This window comes from Microbulbifer maximicatervae (SeqCode) (assembly GCF_052467695.1).
The window spans coordinates 1696426-1713221 of record NZ_CP174320.1 but is presented as its reverse complement, the minus strand read 5'-3'; the positions used below and the strand labels follow the sequence as shown (position 1 = coordinate 1713221).

Below are 16796 nucleotides of genomic sequence, written 5' to 3'. Positions count from 1 at the left end.
TCAGTATTTCCCTGTGTTCAGGTCTTTCAGGATGCTCACAGCAGCTTTTGCAGCAGGTCTATTACGCGCTCACCCTGGGGCGAGTGCGCAATTAACCTGAGCTGGCGACCACTTTCCGGTACTTCCAACTCAACTTCCAAGTCTGGAGCCGGCAATATGCCCTCGCCCCGCTCGGGCCACTCTACTAGGCTCAAACTCTGCGCAGAGAAATAATCCCGCACCCCCATAAACTCCAACTCTTCCGGGTCACCCAGACGATAGAGGTCGAAGTGGTAAACCCGGTGAGCCTCAAGTTCGTAAGGTTCCACCAGAGTGTAGGTGGGGCTCTTTACCGCACCCTCGTGCCCAAAGGCCCTCAGTACCCCCCGACAAAAAGTTGTCTTTCCCGCACCCAGCTGGCCATTTAAGTACAGCGTCAGCCCCTGTTGCAGGCCCGCCGCGAGACAGGCCTGCCCGAGCGAGTTGCCGCCGGATACGGTGGCTGCTTCATCGGCCAAATGTAATTTCAATTCACTCGCCATCAATCTACCAAACGTCTAATCCAGGGCAATAAATCCGTAGCGAGTAATCCCCGCATACCCTCTTCTGCAGCGCGATTACCCGCCTCTCCGTGTAACCACACCGCCAGTCGGGCAGCCTCCACCAGCGACAAGTGCTGGCCAATCAATGCTGCAACAATACCGGTGAGGAGGTCTCCCATACCACCAGAAGCCATGCCCGGGTTACCGCTGTTGATCAGGTCAACACCACCATCATGTGCAATCAGGGTGCCGGCGCCTTTTAATATCACCACGCCACTGAATTTTTGCTGAACTGCAATGGCAGCGGCGCGCGGATCGGCGAGCACCTCGGCGGTATCACAACCCAGGAGGCGGGCGGCCTCCCCCACATGTGGGGTCAACACCCAGTCATTCCGCCGAACCCCGGCCAGAACCCGGCCCTCGGCGAGAATATTCAATGCATCGGCATCTACGACCAAGGGCGCTTCAGCTCGGCCGGCTCGCGCCAGAAGCTGCTCACTCCAAGGGGAGCGTCCCAAACCGGGGCCCACTGCAATCACGCTAGGGGCTTCGAGCAGCGGTTCCAGCTCCTGCCCGGAAATCACCGGATGGGCCATCACTTCCGGACTGCGAGTTAACGCTGCGGACAAATGCTCAGGGCGGGTCGCCAGGGAAATCAACCCGGCTCCACAGCGCGCTGAGGATTGCGCAGCCATCAATGCGGCACCGCCAAATCCGGTATCACCGCCGACAACCAAAATATGGCCAAACTGGTTTTTAAAGCTATCGGCGGCACGCGCTGGCAGGCGACGGATGGCATCAGCCTCGTAACGCATAGCCAAAGGCTCAACTGCTCGGTAGGCAGCCTCAGGTGCCCCCAAGCCTTCGAAAATTACCTCTCCGCAGAGCGCCGGGCCGCGACCGCAGTAGAGCCCCATTTTGCGGCCGATAAAAGTCACCGTTATATCGGCACTGACCGCCTCGCCGGCACTGCCGGTATCGGCACTCAGACCGGAGGGGATATCCACAGCCAACACCGGGCCGGGGCTTTTGCGGATTCGCTCAACCGCATGCGCCACGCCGGAGCGCAGCTCACCGCTAAAGCCCGTTCCCAGCAATGCATCCACAATCAGTGTATTGGCGTCCGCCGTATCCAACTCTGCGAGCGAGTTCACCACCTGGACACCTTCCCGGCAGGCGTACTCATAGGCCTCCCGGGCATCGCCGCTCAGGTGCTGAGGATCGGTACACGCATAGACGGTGACCGGGATTTTCTTTTGCGCGGCGAGGGCGGCAATCACATAGCCATCCCCACCGTTGTTCCCACCACCGCAGAAAACCTGGAGGCGGCCGATCTCCGGCCAGTGCCTGCGTAGATGTGAAAAAGCCGCGCGACCGGCGCGCTTCATCAGTTGAATGGAGGGGATTTCCAGTGCAGCAATCGTCTGTCGATCCAGCTCACGTACCGACTCGGCACTGTATAGAGGTTGAGGCGTGTCCATGCAGCTCCCGCGATGTGGTCAAGAATTCATCTGTGGCAAAATAGGCAATTACATCGCCATCGTTTGCGCCAACCGCAAAGTATACCGCCCCGGCCAGGCATTGTGCTTGCAGGGAATATCGAGCCGCTTTATCTATGACCGAATCACTGCTCGCCGACTTAGCCCAACAGATCAAAATTTGGGGCAGAGAACTGGGCTTCCAACAAGTGGGTATTACCGATTGCCAGCTGGAGGAGGAAGGGGAACGCCTGCGCGCCTGGATTGATGCGGGCTATCACGCTGATATGGACTGGATGGGCGCTCACGGTGAGAAACGCTGGCGCCCCGAATTATTGGAGCCGGGAACACTGCGGGTAATCAGCGTGCGTCTGGACTACCTGCCGCCGGACACCCAGCCGATTAAAGTGTTGAAGGATTCGAGTAAGGCCTATGTATCCCGCTATGCGAATGGCCGCGATTACCATAAGTTGATCCGCAAACGCCTGGCCAATCTATCAAAGCAAATTGATACCTATTGCGCCGAGCGGGGCATTGAATCGAAAGGTCGGGCTTTTACCGACAGCGCCCCAGTAATGGAGAAGGCCCTGGCAGCCAAGGCCGGCCTGGGCTGGATTGGTAAAAATACGCTGGTACTGAATTCGACCGCCGGCTCTTACTTTTTCCTCGGCGAAATCTACACCAACTTGCCACTCCCCATAGATATCAGCGAGGAGCATGATCAGTGTGGCGACTGTGTCGCCTGCCTCAGGGTTTGCCCTACCGATGCCTTCATCGATGACCGCACCCTGGATGCGCGGCGCTGCATCTCCTACCTCACTATTGAAAACAAAGGCCCAATCCCTGAGGAATTTCGCGAGCCCATCGGCAACCGAATATACGGCTGTGACGACTGCCAGATAGTGTGCCCCTGGAATAAATTCGCCAAGCCCACCAAGGAAAAAGATTTTCATCCCCGACACGGACTGGACAATGGTGAGCTACTGAAGTTGTTTACCTGGAGCGAAGAGGAGTTCCTGCGCAAGACTGAGGGTTCGGCGATTCGCCGAATCGGCCACGAGCGCTGGCTGCGCAACCTGGCTGTAGCCCTGGGCAATGGGGAGGCCACGCCCGAAGTCATCAACACCCTGGAGAGTGCGCGCGCCGACGCCACGCCCCTGGTGCTGGAGCATATCGATTGGGCGCTGGAGCGGTTGCGCAGCGGGCGCAGGCGCAAGCGTAAAATCAAACGCAAGCCCGCTGGCTAATCGGGAGTGGGGGTCAGAGGCGGAAAAAAGTCTCGCGGTAGTGGCGCAATTCCTCAATAGAATCGCGGATATCGTCGAGCGCCAAATGGCTGCTGTGTTTTTTAACTCCATCCAAAACCTCTGGGCGCCAGCGACGAGCCAATTCCTTCACCGAGCTGACATCCAGGTTGCGATAGTGGAAATAGGATTCCAACTCCGGCATATATTTCACCAGGAAGCGGCGATCCTGGCCGATAGAGTTGCCACACATGGGAGATGCTCCCTCAGGGACCCACTGTCGCAAGAACTCCAGGGTCTCCCTCTCCGCGTCTCGTTCGGAAATACTGGACTCTTTAACCCGCGTTACCAGCCCGGAACCACCGTGCTGTTCCGTATTCCATTCATCCATTGCATCTAGCAAGGCATCGCTTTGGTGGATGACCATTGAGGGACCCTCGGCGAGAATCTCCAGGCGTGAATCCGTCACGATTGTGGCAATTTCAATAATGCGCTCTTTGTCCGGATTTAGGCCTGTCATCTCCAGGTCAATCCAGATCAGGTTGTTCTGATCCACAACGGGTCTCCTCAAACTTTCCGCGCAAGTTACCGCAACTACCCTGCAATAGCTATAATCCGCCGCTAGTCTCCAGGTGCTAGTGCATGAGTAAACGCAAATTAAATCGCCGCCAACAGTGGCGTATCAACAAAATCCAGCAGGAACGTGAAGCCCGCGCCCGCAAGCGTGAGCAATCTGCCGAAGAGGCCCTGGAAGAGGGGCAACTGGAGCAGGAACAGATCGGCCTGGTTATCGCCAACTATGGCACACAGGTTTTAGTGGAGAGCGAGAGTGATCCGAGCCTGCGCCAGCGCTGCCATTTGCGCGCCAATATCGAAACCCTGGTGACCGGCGATCGCGTTGCCTGGCACCCTGCCAGCGAAGACAGCGATGGGGGCATTGGTGTTATCGGCGCGCGCCTGCCGCGCAATTCCGAGCTGCAAAGACCCGATCGCTACGGCGACCTGAAAACTGTTGCAGCCAATATCGATCGCATATTGATCGTTATCGCCCCTTACCCCGAACCTTTTGCCAATGCCATAGACCGCTACCTGGTAGCCGCAGAGACCACCGGCATAGCACCCATGCTGCTGCTCAATAAAACCGACCTGATCGATGAACGCAATCGCGATTCACTGGAGGAGCTACTCGCCCCCTACCCGGAGCTCGGCTACCCGGTTTTACGGTTATCCACCAAAACTGGCGAGGGCCTGCCGGAACTGCTGGAAACCCTTGCGCAGGGATGTAGCGTTTTTGTAGGGCAGTCCGGGGTGGGCAAGTCATCCCTGGTCAACGCACTGCTTCCCAGTGCGGGCGCCCGCACCGGTGCTCTGTCAGAGGCCACCCAAAAGGGGACTCACACCACCACTGCGGCGGAACTGTTTCACCTGCCCAGTGGGGGTGATCTGATAGACTCCCCCGGGATTCGGGAGTTTGGACTCTGGCATATGGAGGAGTCCGCCCTATTGGAAGGTTTTGTCGAATTCCGACCGTTTATAGGGCACTGCCGCTTTCGCGACTGCCGCCACCAGGGCGAACCCGGTTGCGCTATCCAGAAGGCACTGACCGATGGAAAAATTAGCGAGCGTCGCATGAATAGTTTTCTGCATTTGCGCAACAGCCTGGAATCGGAGAACAAGTTTTGAAACTGATCATCGAAGCGGATGAGCTCGCGACTCAGCTTGAGCGCGAAGAACTGCTGATTGTAGACCTCAGCTCACCCCACAATTACCTCAACGGCCATATCCCAGGGGCCGTTCACCTGCCGTTCCAGGCGCTGATGGCTGGCACCGCGCCCGCACCAGGCAAACTTCCCGGTATCGAACAGCTGACCCAGATTTTTCAAGCTATCGGCTTGAAGCCGGAACAACATGTGGTCGCCTGTGACGACGAAGGTGGCGGTTGGGCTGGGCGCTTTTTGTGGACCTTGGAAATGATAGGCCACCGCAATTACAGCTACTTGAATGGTGGCATGTTGGCCTGGCGAGGCGCCGGCCTTCCTCTGACTACCGAGGCACCGGATATTGAGCCGAGTGATATTCAAATCACCGTCAACAGCACAGCTGCGATGGACGCCCAGCAAATCCAGGATCAACTGGGCAATGATGAATTCCTAGTTTGGGATGCTCGCTCCCCCCAGGAATATCGCGGTGAGCGGGTCCTGGCCATGAAGGGCGGTCATATCCCGGGAGCAATCAATTGCGAGTGGACCCAATTGATGGACCCGCAAAAAGACTTACGTATTCGTGCGGATGCCCGCGAATTCCTCGCTGCACTGGGAATTGATAGCTCACACAAGATTGTCACCCACTGCCAGAGCCATCACCGCTCCGCTTTTACCTGGTTAGTGGGCAAGTCCCTGGGATTTGATATTCGCGCTTATCCAGGCTCCTGGAGTGAGTGGGGCAATTTGCCCAATACTCCGGTACAGCAGTAGATACATTGAGAAAAGACGTAGATTTATGAACCCTAAACTTTTTGCCGCCCTGCAATACCTAACGCCGCAACATGCACTCTCCCGCGCTGCCGGCTGGTTGGCGAATACCGAGCTCAAGTGGATCAAAGATCCTTTCACCCGCTGGTTTGTTGAGAAGTACGGCGTGGATATGCAGGAGGCTAAAGAGAGCGACTGCACTGCCTACCGCACCTTCAATGAATTCTTCACCCGCGAGCTGGAAGACGGAGCCCGACCCATTATCGAAGGGCAACACACCCTCGCCAGTCCTGCCGACGGCGCCATCAGCCAGCTGGGCCAGATCCATAACGGCCGTATTTTCCAGGCTAAAGGTCACGACTACAGCCTGGTTGAACTGGTGGGCGGTGATCCCAAGGTAGCGGCGCAATTTAATGACGGACATTTCGCCACTGTGTATCTGTCACCGAAGGATTATCACCGGGTGCATATGCCCATGGCCGGCACCCTGCGCAGCATGACCTATGTGCCTGGGCAGCTTTTCTCTGTAAATACGGTAACGGCAGAAAACGTTCCGCGCCTGTTCGCGCGCAATGAGCGTCTGGTCTGCGTATTCGATACAGAAGCCGGCCCTATGGCAATGATCCTGGTGGGTGCGATGATTGTCGCCGGTATCGAAACCGTTTGGGCCGGACAAGTCGCTCCTATCCAGCGCAAAGTCATCAACACAGATTATCTGGAAAAGGCACCTGTCCACCTGGAGAAAGGTGAGGAGATGGGACGTTTTAAGCTGGGCTCTACCGTCATTATGCTATTTGGCGCAGACCAGGTGAGCTGGCTCGACCAGCTTGAAGCTGAGTCGCCCGTGCGCATGGGTGAGCATTTCGGTAATTTACTATCCAGCAAGGACTGATATTAATAAGGAGAGGCGGCAGTTTTAACTGCCACCTTTGAAAAAGGGAGCTTATTTTGTCAGGCGCGTCAGCAGCTGCCCCAGTCGGCCACCGCAGAATAAATAATTGTCGCGAATATTCGCCGCATCCACCTGGGGGTAAGCTCCGGGTTCTATATCCCTGAGGATACTGATCTTTTCCTCGACACTCATCTTGCCACGCTCGATAAGCTTCTGTTCTCGATCCTCAACTTCAGCCAAGTCACACAGGCGAGGCCTACTGAGCGTCTGTTTTTGCCCATCGAGAACGATCATCACCTTTGGTCGCAAGCGCCGGTCGTAGGTCTGTTCCACCACCACGCCAACCTCTCCAGTGGACAGCTCTACCTGGGTACCAGTGGGGTAGAGACCAATAGCCTGAATGAACTCCACTACCAACTGTTCCTGGTAGGCAATACCCCGCAGGTCATATAACTTGGCAACTGCCCGGGATGGCGCTACCGGCTCACTGGAACCTCTTGGGTTAGTGGCTTCATCATAGAAAGTCACTATTCCGCACATGCGCGCCAACACTGAAATCCTGTCACCGCGCAAGCCCTCAGGGTAACCACTACCATCGTGGCGCTCGCAGTGGGCACTAATGACTTCGATAACCTTCGGATCTATTTGTGGGTCTGCCGACAGCATCTTGACGCTGTGCTGCACAAACTTTCGATACTCCAATTCACTGCGCGGATCGCGCTGCTTCATCTGCAGCACTTCCCCGTCGATAGCCAGCTTGCCTACATCCTTCAGCAGAGTAGCCACCCCGAGCTTTAGTAAATCACTGCGTGAAAGACCGATATGGCGGCCGAATAGCACCGCCCAAATACTGGCACGTACCGAGTGACTATAAGTGTGCTCATCCTTATCTCGTACACGAGCCAGCCAGGCAAACGCATCGGGACTGCGCAGCACACTTTCTACTAAATCCTCAACGACTTGGTTGACCTGCTGTACCGGTATGGGCCTGTTGTTAGCGACAAGCCCCATCACTTCACTCATACCATAGAGGATCTGGCCGTGAAGCTTGCGCGCATTACTGGCTTCCCGTTGCGCCGGCTGCGGAGGGGGGTATTTTTTATGGGAAACAGTGACAAGCTTACAAGGGATAGTGACCGCTGTGCGGCCAGAAGAACGACCTCTTGCGGAAGTGTCGCTGCCTCCGAGCAATCGGCGCAGGGTAACACCGGCACTACCGACAGTTTTGTGGACATCGACATAAACAAACCGGCAGTATTTCTGTAGTTGGCGGATTTCTTCCAAATCGCGGATATAAAAACCCTGCAGCGCAAATGGGGTTCGCGTCCAAGGCCGGTCAAGCTTGGAGACAAACATGCCGCGCTGTAAATCACCGACAGAAATTTTTGCTTGTTCGATTGCCACTGGGGAAGATGCCGACAACTGTAGTTAACGCTAAAACGCTGCCCTGAAAGACCCCGTGGCGTAAGATCCTCGGTCCTCTGGGCAAGCTCACCTTTATATCATGGAGAGATATTAAGGTTCACCCGCCCAAAGTGAGACTGTATTCACAGACTCAGAGATCAGTGGCTAGTTTAGGCGTGATATTGGGCTGACAGCTCTACCACAGCTTCAATCATGGCTCCGGCATGTTTGGGATCTACCTTCGGGGTAATTCCGTGACCTAAATTGAAAACGTGGCCACTACCCTGACCAAAAGACTTCAAAACAGCCGCCACTTCTGTGCGAATTCGTTCGGGGCTCGCGTAGAGAACAGCTGGATCCAAGTTGCCTTGCAGGGCCACCTTGTCTCCCACTCGGGCGCGGGCGCTGCCAATGTCTGTAGTCCAATCCAAGCCCAGGGCGTCAGCGCCAGTATCAGCCATTGCTTCCAACCACTGACCGCCTCCCTTAGTGAACAGGATGGCCGGCACTCGACGACCGTCGACTTCTTTAATCAGCCCCTGGAGAATTCTCTGCATATATTTCAGGGAGAATTCACGATAAGCACTGTGGCTGAGTGCCCCGCCCCAGGTATCAAAGATTTGTACGGCCTGGGCACCAGCGCGAATCTGGGCGTTCAGGTAATCGGTAACAGAGTCGGCCAGCACCGTGAGTAACTGGTGCATCAGCTCAGGGCGGTTGTAGAGCATTTCCTTACAGCGGGCAAAATCCTTGCTGGAGCCACCTTCAACCATATAAGTCGCCAGCGTCCAGGGGCTGCCGGAGAAGCCGATAAGCGGCACGCGACCATTCAACTCGCGGCGGATGGTGGACACGGCATTCATCACATAGTCCAAATCCTTTTCGCTGTTCACCACTTCCAGGGCTTCGATATCGGCCGCCGTGCGCAGGGGCTTGTGGAACTTGGGGCCCTCGCCTTCAGAGAAGTAGAGGCCCAGGCCCATGGCATCGGGAATAGTCAGGATATCGGAAAACAGAATGGCGGCGTCCAGCGGGTAGCGCTCCAGGGGTTGCAGCGTTACCTCACAGGCCAGCTCAGTATTGCGGCACAAATCCATAAAGCTGCCAGCTTCGGCGCGGCTGGCTCGATATTCCGGCAGGTAGCGCCCCGCCTGTCGCATCATCCATACAGGCGTTCGATCCACTGGCTGGCGCAGAAGGGCGCGAAGAAAGCGGTCGTTTTTCAATTCGGACGGTTTGGTATCAGACATAGGCACACCGAGCGGGCTAAAAAAACGGGCATTGTACAGGGGCTTGGCCGCTATACACAGGGTGGCAAAGATATTGCGAGGTGCCTATTGGGACTGGCACAAATGTGCACGGAATAATTGGGCAGTGAGGGACCGTGCCCCCACTGCAAATCAGAAACGATTAAATATCCAGGTAATCGAGGATACCTTCACCGGCCTGGCGCCCTTCCCAGATAGCGGTCACTACCAGGTCGGAGCCGCGCACCATATCACCGCCGGCAAACACCTTCTCATTGGAGGTCTGGAATTTGTATTTTTGTTTTTCTGGAGCGACGACGCCACCCCAGTCGGCAACTTCAATATTGTGCTGCGGAAACCACTCTGCCGGGCTGGGACGGAAGCCAAAGGCCACCAGAACAATATCCGCCGGGATAATTTCTTCAGAACCGGGCACCACCTGAGGGCGACGGCGGCCGTTTTCATCGGGCTCACCGAGCTCCGTAGTGACCACTTTAACCCCGGCCACCTTGCCATCTCCAACGATCTCAACCGGCTGGCGATTGAACAGGAACTGTACGCCCTCTTCCTTGGCATTGGCCACTTCCCGACGTGAGCCGGGCATATTTTCCTCATCGCGGCGGTAGGCACAGGTTACGCTCTTAGCGCCCAATCGAATCGAGCTGCGGTTACAGTCCATGGCGGTATCACCACCACCGAGAACCACCACGCGCTTGCCCTCAACCGAAACAAATTCGGAAGCATCGCGCTCCCAGCCCATATTGCGATTTACGTTGGCAATCAGGAATGGCAAAGCATCGTGAACACCGGGCAAATCTTCACCGGGGAAGCCACCTCTCATGTAGTTGTAAGTGCCCATCCCCATAAAGACAGCATCGTAGTCATTGAGCAGCTGCTCAAAACTGATGTCCTTACCCACCTCAGTATTGAGACAGAACTCAACGCCCATCTCAGTAAACACTTCCCGGCGCTGCTGCATTACCGACTTCTCCAGCTTGAACTCGGGAATACCAAAGGTAATCAGGCCGCCAATTTCCGGGTGCTTGTCGAACACCACCGGCTGCACGCCGTTGCGCACCAAAATATCAGCGCAGCCCAGACCCGCCGGGCCGGCACCAATCACCGCTACTCGCTTGCCCGTTTTCTCAACATGACTTAAGTCCGGGCGCCAACCCAGGGCGAAGGCTGTATCAGTAATATACTTTTCCGCATTGCCTATGGTGACCGCACCAAAGCCATCATTGAGGGTACATGCGCCCTCACAGAGGCGATCCTGGGGACACACCCGGCCACAGACTTCCGGCAGAGTATTGGTTTCGTGGCAGAGTTCAGCTGCCTCAATAACATTGCCCTCACTGATCAGCTTCAACCAGTTTGGGATGTAGTTGTGTACTGGGCACTTCCATTCGCAATAGGGGTTGCCACAATCCAAGCAGCGGTGCGCCTGGCTGGCCACCTGCCGCTCACTGAAAGGCTCATAAATTTCAACAAACTCGCCGGTGCGGGTGATGATGTCCTTCTTCGGCGGATCGATGCGACTTACGTCGATAAACTGGAAGTCGTTGTTCAGTCTGTCTTTCATACTGTTTCTCCACCCCGCCTTTATTCGCCGCGCTTGCGCACGTCGGAAAGAAGATCTGCAAGGCTCGCCGCCTTTGGTTTAACCAGCCAGAAACGGCTCAAGTAATCATCGAAGTTATCCAATAACTCGGCGCCCCAGGCGCTCTGGGTCTCCGCCGCATACTCTTCGATAACTTCGCGCAGGTGACTCTGGTGTGGCTCGAGAATTTCGCTGCTGATTCGGCGCAGCTCGATCAACTCATGGTTGCAGCGATCGAAGAAATCCCGCTCCATATCCAGGACATAGGCGAAACCACCGGTCATACCGGCGCCGAAGTTAAATCCGGTGCGCCCGAGAACCGCGACCATACCCCCGGTCATATATTCACAGCAGTGATCTCCAGCCCCTTCAACTACCGCAAAGGCACCGGAGTTACGCACGGCGAAGCGCTCACCGGCACAACCCGCCGCAAATAACTTGCCGCCAGTGGCACCGTAGAGACAGGTATTGCCGACAATACTGGTTTCCTGGGAGGCGAATGAGCTGCCTTGCGGCGGTCGTATAACCAGCTTGCCGCCAGCCATACCTTTGCCCACATAGTCGTTGGCATCGCCATCCAGATACATATCCAAACCACCGGCATTCCACACACCGAATGACTGGCCGGCAACCCCTTTGAGGCGCAGTTTCACCGGAGCTTCAACCATACCCTGGTTACCGTAGCGCTTGGCGATCTCACCGGACAGGCGTGCGCCCAGGGATCGGTCACAGTTGGTCACGTCGTAGCTGAACTCACCACCTTTAAAGCCTTCGATGGTAGGCAGGATATCCGCCACCATCCGCTCCGCCAGTTCACCCTTATCCCAGGGATCATTCGTCGCGGACTGACAGGTTTGCGGCTTGCTGTCCAACAGCTCATCCGTATGTAATAGAGGCGCGAGATCCAGCTTTTTCTGTTTGTCAGTTTCGCCATCCAGTACGCGCAGCAAGTCCACACGCCCCACCAACTCTTCCAGGCTGCGCACCCCGAGCTTGGCCATCCACTCGCGGGTCTCCTCGGCGACAAAACGGAAGAAGTTCATCGCCATTTCTGCGGTGCCGATATAGTGCTCGTCACGCAGGTCCTTCTTCTGGGTGGCGATACCGGTGGCACAGTTATTCAGATGACAGATGCGCAGATACTTACAGCCGATCGCCACCATGGGTGCAGTTCCAAAGCCGAAGCTCTCTGCACCGAGAATTGCCGCCTTGATCACATCGAGGCCGGTTTTCAGCCCCCCATCGGTTTGTACCCGAACCTTGCCGCGCAGATCATTGGCACGCAGGGTCTGGTGGGTTTCCGCCAATCCCAGCTCCCAGGGCGACCCGGCATAGCGAATCGAGGTAATTGGGCTGGCTGCTGTGCCGCCGTCGTAGCCGGAGATGGTGATCAAATCCGCATAGGCTTTGGCAACACCCGCAGCAATGGTGCCAACCCCGGGCCGCGATACCAGTTTTACCGAGACCAAGGCATCGGGATTGACCTGTTTGAGGTCGTAGATCAGCTGCGCCAAGTCTTCGATGGAATAGATATCGTGATGCGGCGGCGGGGAAATCAGGGTCACACCGGGCACCGAATAGCGCAGCCGCGCGATCAGTTCGTTGACCTTGCCACCGGGCAGCTGACCGCCTTCACCGGGCTTGGCGCCCTGGGCTACCTTAATTTGCAATACCTCGGCATTTACCAGGTAGTGCGGTGTTACGCCAAAACGACCGGAGGCAATTTGCTTAATCTTGGAGACTTTATCAGTGCCAAAACGGGCTGGATCTTCACCGCCCTCCCCACTGTTTGAACGCCCACCCAGGCGATTCATCGCTTGGGCCAAAGACTCATGGGCTTCGGGGGACAGGGCCCCCAGTGACATGGCCGCCGTATCAAAGCGACGCAAAATCTGCTCTGCCGGCTCCACATCTTCCAGAGCTACCGGTTCGATGTTCTCCTTGAAGTCCAGCATATCCCGCAATGTCGCCACGGGGCGCTGGTTAACCAGCTCCGCATAGTCCCGCCACGCGGCATAATCACCGGTGCTGGCAGCGCGCCGCAGGGTAGTCACCACATCCGGGTTAAAAGCGTGATACTCCTGGCCGTAAACAAACTTGTGCAGACCGCCGGGGGAAACCGGTTTGCGGGCTTTCCAGGCAATTTCAGAGCGGGCCGCCATATCGGCTTGCAGCTCAGGGAAGCCGGCACCTTCAATGCGAGTGGGCGCTCCGGGGAAACACAGGTCCACCACATCCTTGGAAATACCCACCAGCTCGAATAGCAGTGCGCCGCGATAAGAGGCAACGGTGGAAATGCCCATCTTGGACAGGATCTTTAACAGGCCCTTGATAATGCCGTTACGGTAATTTTTCTGCGCCTCAGCGGCATCCAGCAGCAATTCACCGGTATCGATCAGGTGATTGATAATGCTGTAGGAGAAATACGGGTGTACTGCAGTGGCACCGACGCCGACCAAACAGGCCAACTGATGTGCATCGCGGGCGCTGGCGGTATCCACCACAACATTGGAATCACAGCGCAAGCCCGCATGTACCAGGTGGTGGTGCACCGCGCCTGTCGCCAGCAAAGCATCGATGGGCAGGTGCCCCTCGCGAATATCGCGATCGGACAGCACTACAATCACAGCCCCCGCCCTCACTGAGGCCTCAACTTTGACGCAGAGCTGTTCAATCGCCGACTTGAGATCCTGTTCAGCGGGATCGTAGTTCAGGTCGAAGATCTCCGCTTCGAAGCCCGGGCGATCAAGTGATAAGAGTGCCGTGTACTTCATATGGGAAAGTACTGGCGAAGACAGGATCACCCGATCCGCGTGCTCGGGGGTTTCCTCAAACACGGATTTCTCTCGACCCAGGCAGGTCTCCAGAGACATCACCACGGTTTCCCGCAGGGGGTCAATTGGCGGGTTGGTTACCTGGGCAAACTGCTGGCGGAAGTAGTCGTAGAGCGAGCGATTGTAGCGGGACAAAACCGCCATCGGCGTATCATCGCCCATTGAACCGACCGCTTCCTGGCCCGCCTCAGCCATAGGCCGGACGACTTTATCGCGCTCTTCCAGGGAGGAGCTGAACAGTTTTTGGTAAACCTTGAATTGCTGGTGGGAGAAGTTGTTATCCACCGGTGCAGTGACCAGAGTAGAGCGGATACGGCGCGCTTTATCCTTGAGCCAACGCTTATAGGGCTGTGCCCGCTTGAGCATATTATCGATGTCAGCGGTGTGGTAGAGCTTACCCTCCTGGGTGTCCACCGACAGCATCTGCCCCGGTCCGAGGCGGCCCTTAGCCACAACATCTTCAGGGGCGTAATCATACACGCCCACTTCGGAGGCCACAGTGATCAGGTCATCCTTGGTAATCACCCAGCGCGAGGGGCGCAAGCCGTTGCGGTCCAGGGTACATACCGCATAGCGGCCATCCGTCATCACCAATCCAGCCGGCCCATCCCAGGGCTCCATATGCATGGAGATATATTCGTAAAAGGCTCGCAGGTCTGCATCCATTCCTTCAACATTTTGCCAGGCCGGCGGCACTAGCATGCGCACGGCCCGGTGCAGCTCCATGCCGCCCGCCAACAGCATCTCCAGCATGTTGTCCAGGCTGGAGGAGTCGGAACCCTCACGGTTAACCAGGGGCACCAGCTCATTCAGCTCTGGAATCAGGTCAGTGGCAAATTTACTGGTGCGAGCAACAGACCAGTTACGGTTGCCGGTAATAGTGTTGATCTCACCATTGTGCGCCAGCAAGCGGAATGGCTGAGCCAGGGGCCAGCGGGGCATGGTGTTGGTAGAGAAGCGCTGGTGGAAAACACAGATCGCGGTTTCCAGGCGCGGGTCGGCCAGTTCTGGGAAAAACTTGGGCAGATCAGCCGGAATCATCAGGCCTTTGTAGGAGAGGACACTGGTTGAAAGGCTGGCAATATAGACTTCGCTACTTAAGCGCAACTCGGCTTTGCGACGGGCCACATAGAGACGGGCATTGAATTTCGCCTCGCCGAGGGGCTCGTCTGCATTGTTGATCAGCAACTGCTCAAAGTGTGGCAGGCAATCCCGGGCAATAGGGCCCAGGCATTCCGGGTTAGTCGGTACGGTGCGCCAGCCGACGGTCTTTAGGCCCTGAGCTTGCAACTCAGTTTCGAGAATTTTGCGGGCTTTATCGGCTTCGGCTTGATCCAGTGGGAGCATGATTGATCCCACTGCGTAGGATGCTGTCAGCTCAGCACCAAACAGGGTCTTGGCTTCTGCGCGGAGGAAAGCATCCGGCTTTTGCAGCAAAAGACCGCAACCATCACCGGTTTTACCATCGGCGGCAATACCACCCCGGTGGGTCATGCAAGTGAGGGATTCAATGGCCGTCTGCACTAACTTGTGACTTGCCACACCGTGCAAATGAGCGATCAGACCAAAACCGCAGTTGTCCTTAAACTCATCCAACTGATACAGACTGCTACCCATAGAATTCCTCGTCGCTATCGATTGGGGGACCACTGGCGCTTAAAAAAATAAGTGCCTGTTATGGGCGAATGTCACTTTAAGCTTCGCGCTACGCTCTCCTGCGGTCCCTTGGAAAAAGATCCCGAGATAAAAAAAGCCCTCTGCTGGGGCTTTTTTTGTTGTTATTGGCGGTTTTTTGCCCCGCCTTTCCTTTCGGGGGGGCGCAATATTACTTGCCCAACACTACATTTTCAACTTTTAGCAGTGTATTAGTCTGTCAAATCAAACAAAACCAAACTTATCTTCTAGCAGCTACCCTTTCTGGTACTCAGTCCTATTTTTAAGACAATAAGAGCAGGGTTATCACTCAGCACCACAGTTTTTCAGTGCATTTATAATCATTTTTCTGGGGGTATCATCAACAATAATTGCTTCTCCCAGTGCCTTTAGCAGCACCAAACGCAATTTTCCGTCCAGCACCTTCTTATCCACCTGCATTACTTGGAGGAATTCATCGGTTGTCATGCCCTGCGGTGCCTGCTGCGGCAAATCAGCCGCCTCTAGCATCGCTCGCAACCGCTCCACCAGCTCTGCATTGATATCTCCGCGCAACCTGGATAACTCCAGCGCCATAACCATGCCGGCGGCAACGGCCTCACCATGTAACCAACTGCCATACCCCTGCACTGCCTCAATAGCGTGGCCGAAGGTATGGCCAAGATTCAGTATCGCCCTACGACCACTCTCGCGCTCATCACTGGCAACAACATTCGCCTTGTCGGCGCAGCAGCGCTCAATAGCGTAAGCCAGTGCATCGGGCTCCCGAGTTAATAACTTTTGTAAATTCTCTTCGATCCATTCGAAGAATGGGCTGTCACAGATCAATCCGTATTTAATGACCTCGGCGAGGCCTGCGGAAAATTCACGTGCAGGCAATGTGGCAAGGGTATCGGTATCCGCAAGGACAAGGCGGGGCTGGTGGAAGGCGCCAATCATATTTTTACCAAGGGGATGGTTAACGCCGGTCTTTCCCCCAACAGAGGAGTCAACCAAAGAGAGCAGGGTAGTCGGCACCTGGATAAAGTTAACCCCGCGCTGATAACAGGCTGCAGCAAAACCGCACATATCTCCAACGACACCACCACCCAACGCGATTAGTGTCGTAGTGCGGTTGTGACGCTTTTCCAGCAGCACATCAAAAATTCGATTCACTGTGTCGAGTGATTTAAAAGCTTCCCCATCGGGAAGCTCGACAACATCCACTTTATCGAGCCCTTTTAGCCCTTCCAATAATGTCGCCAAATAAAGAGGAGCAATAGTTTCATTGGTAACAATGCAAACTTGCCGGCCTTTAATGTAAGGGAGGATATATTGCGGGTCACCGAGCAAACCTGAACCAATAATTATCGGATAACTACGCTCGCCGAGTTCTACGTTAAGGCTTTGCATACTGCTCTCAATCCCCTAGTGCTTATCTCAACAGAAGTGAGACGCACTTTAGCACAGACG

At 55.8% G+C, this 16796-nt stretch carries 12 protein-coding genes; 4 read left to right on the top strand and 8 right to left on the bottom strand.

Going from position 1 to position 16796, the window contains the following annotated elements; all coding sequences use genetic code 11:
• Positions 1-35: 35 nt before the first annotated feature.
• Both tsaE and ACJJI8_RS07505 read right to left on the bottom strand, forming a co-directional pair.
• A complete protein-coding gene (gene tsaE / locus ACJJI8_RS07510) occupies positions 36-521 on the bottom strand; it encodes a tRNA (adenosine(37)-N6)-threonylcarbamoyltransferase complex ATPase subunit type 1 TsaE (RefSeq protein WP_444934687.1) in 486 nt (161 codons plus the stop codon).
• A complete protein-coding gene (locus ACJJI8_RS07505) occupies positions 521-2002 on the bottom strand; it encodes an NAD(P)H-hydrate dehydratase (RefSeq protein ID WP_444934686.1) in 1482 nt (493 codons plus the stop codon). The genes tsaE and ACJJI8_RS07505 overlap by 1 nt, the downstream gene beginning before the upstream one ends.
• Before the next feature lie 134 nt (positions 2003-2136).
• On the opposite strand from ACJJI8_RS07505, the gene queG reads away from it, so the two are divergent.
• Positions 2137-3246, top strand: coding sequence for a tRNA epoxyqueuosine(34) reductase QueG (gene queG / locus ACJJI8_RS07500; protein WP_444906620.1), 1110 nt, complete (start codon positions 2137-2139; stop codon positions 3244-3246).
• A 13-nt stretch (positions 3247-3259) separates the two neighbouring features.
• Here queG and orn read toward each other — a convergent pair whose 3' ends face one another.
• A complete protein-coding gene (orn, locus tag ACJJI8_RS07495) occupies positions 3260-3799 on the bottom strand; it encodes an oligoribonuclease (protein ID WP_108731440.1) in 540 nt (179 codons plus the stop codon).
• Between the two features lie 86 nt (positions 3800-3885).
• Here orn and rsgA point away from each other — a divergent pair, with 86 nt between their 5' ends.
• From rsgA to asd, 3 genes are read left to right on the top strand one after another with little or no spacing between them, the layout of a single operon-like run.
• Positions 3886-4926 carry a small ribosomal subunit biogenesis GTPase RsgA gene (gene rsgA, locus ACJJI8_RS07490; RefSeq protein ID WP_444934685.1) on the top strand — a complete coding sequence of 347 codons (1041 nt, stop codon included), beginning with the start codon at positions 3886-3888 and terminating at the stop codon, positions 4924-4926.
• The gene (locus tag ACJJI8_RS07485) at positions 4923-5717 is read left to right on the top strand and encodes a sulfurtransferase (protein ID WP_444934684.1); all 795 of its coding nucleotides are present in this window, start codon (positions 4923-4925) and stop codon (positions 5715-5717) included. The genes rsgA and ACJJI8_RS07485 overlap by 4 nt, the downstream gene beginning before the upstream one ends.
• A 25-nt stretch (positions 5718-5742) precedes the next feature.
• Complete coding sequence (gene asd, locus ACJJI8_RS07480; protein ID WP_444934683.1) at positions 5743-6606, top strand: archaetidylserine decarboxylase; 864 nt, start codon at positions 5743-5745, stop codon at positions 6604-6606.
• Between the two features lie 51 nt (positions 6607-6657).
• Here asd and ACJJI8_RS07475 read toward each other — a convergent pair whose 3' ends face one another.
• The 5 genes from ACJJI8_RS07475 to aroB all read right to left on the bottom strand — a co-directional run bounded on the left by ACJJI8_RS07475 (position 6658) and on the right by aroB (position 16736).
• A complete protein-coding gene (locus ACJJI8_RS07475) occupies positions 6658-8010 on the bottom strand; it encodes a cyclic di-GMP phosphodiesterase (RefSeq protein WP_444934682.1) in 1353 nt (450 codons plus the stop codon).
• A 170-nt stretch (positions 8011-8180) separates the two neighbouring features.
• Entirely contained in the window at positions 8181-9260 is a 1080-nt protein-coding gene (gene hemE, locus ACJJI8_RS07470) for a uroporphyrinogen decarboxylase (protein WP_108731435.1), read from the bottom strand.
• Between the two features lie 160 nt (positions 9261-9420).
• Positions 9421-10839, bottom strand: coding sequence for a glutamate synthase small subunit GltD family protein (locus ACJJI8_RS07465; protein ID WP_282930294.1), 1419 nt, complete (start codon positions 10837-10839; stop codon positions 9421-9423).
• 20 nt (positions 10840-10859) lie between these two features.
• Positions 10860-15308 carry a glutamate synthase large subunit gene (gene gltB / locus ACJJI8_RS07460; RefSeq protein WP_444934681.1) on the bottom strand — a complete coding sequence of 1483 codons (4449 nt, stop codon included), beginning with the start codon at positions 15306-15308 and terminating at the stop codon, positions 10860-10862.
• Between the two features lie 342 nt (positions 15309-15650).
• Positions 15651-16736: a 3-dehydroquinate synthase gene (aroB, locus tag ACJJI8_RS07455; RefSeq protein WP_444934680.1), complete on the bottom strand. Its 1086-nt coding sequence runs from the start codon at positions 16734-16736 to the stop codon at positions 15651-15653.
• Positions 16737-16796 lie beyond the last annotated feature (60 nt).

Bases quoted from the DNA above. Each gene is read 5' to 3' on its own strand.
- tsaE (WP_444934687.1), bottom strand. From the start codon at position 521: ATGGCGAGTGAATTGAAATTACATTTGGCCGATGAAGCAGCCACCGTA.
- ACJJI8_RS07505 (WP_444934686.1), bottom strand. From the start codon at position 2,002: ATGGACACGCCTCAACCTCTATACAGTGCCGAGTCGGTACGTGAGCTG.
- queG (WP_444906620.1), top strand. From the start codon at position 2,137: ATGACCGAATCACTGCTCGCCGACTTAGCCCAACAGATCAAAATTTGG.
- rsgA (WP_444934685.1), top strand. From the start codon at position 3,886: ATGAGTAAACGCAAATTAAATCGCCGCCAACAGTGGCGTATCAACAAA.
- asd (WP_444934683.1), top strand. From the start codon at position 5,743: ATGAACCCTAAACTTTTTGCCGCCCTGCAATACCTAACGCCGCAACAT.
- hemE (WP_108731435.1), bottom strand. From the start codon at position 9,260: ATGTCTGATACCAAACCGTCCGAATTGAAAAACGACCGCTTTCTTCGC.
- ACJJI8_RS07465 (WP_282930294.1), bottom strand. From the start codon at position 10,839: ATGAAAGACAGACTGAACAACGACTTCCAGTTTATCGACGTAAGTCGC.
- gltB (WP_444934681.1), bottom strand. From the start codon at position 15,308: ATGGGTAGCAGTCTGTATCAGTTGGATGAGTTTAAGGACAACTGCGGT.
- aroB (WP_444934680.1), bottom strand. From the start codon at position 16,736: ATGCAAAGCCTTAACGTAGAACTCGGCGAGCGTAGTTATCCGATAATT.